2 protein-coding genes are annotated in these 698 nt (G+C 45.1%); both read left to right on the forward strand.

Annotated features, from left to right (window positions below; translation table 11 throughout):
* Nucleotides 1-478, forward strand: a 478-nt coding sequence (locus ACYVIC_RS04980; protein ID WP_460857825.1) for a phosphopantetheine-binding protein, incomplete at its 5' end; no start/stop codon positions are given.
* Nucleotides 479-488: 10 nt separating this feature from the next.
* Nucleotides 489-698: hypothetical protein (locus ACYVIC_RS04985; RefSeq protein ID WP_460857827.1), on the forward strand; the 210-nt coding region annotated here is incomplete at its 3' end.

A 698-nucleotide genomic window follows, 5' to 3' on the forward strand; every position in this document is an offset into this window, starting at 1 on the left:
GCAGGCGTTAACGAGTCACCTTAAACAAAGCTTGCCTGAGTACATGGTGCCGGGAGTCTTTGTGGTGCTGGAGAGGCTGCCGCTGACCCCGAATGGCAAGGTTGACCGCAAGGCCTTGCCGGAGCCGGATCTTGCCCATTTGCAAGCAGAGTATACTGCACCGGCAACAGAGACAGAGCAGGCCCTGGTGGAGATCTGGCAAAAACTGCTGGATATTGAGCGGGTAGGTGTGCATGACAACTTCTTTGAACTGGGTGGTCATTCTTTATTGGTGACACGACTCATTACATCAATCAATCGACACTTTGATTTGTCACTCTCTATAAAAGAACCGTTTTCGAAGCAAACGGTTCAGGCACTTGCCGAATTAGTGGATGAGCATGTCACATTAAAAAAATTGTCGTCTGGTGAGTTGGATATTGATGCTTTGTCAGATGACGAATTGAATCGTTATTTGGAAATGGTTTCTGAAGAATAAGGCGTGTTACATGGATGCAGTAAGAGGCGAAAAGCTGAATCAAGACGCAAAGCGCGAGTTGTTAAGAAACAAACTCAAAAAAAAATATACGGCAGAAAAAGCGACTCCTAAAATTTTAAAGGTAGTTTTGCAAAAGGATGAGGAATACCCCTTGTCCTTTACCCAACAACGTCTGTGGGTACTGGATCAAATCGATAATGGCAGTGCCCATTACAATATG

Source organism: Rheinheimera gaetbuli (genome assembly GCF_054781935.1).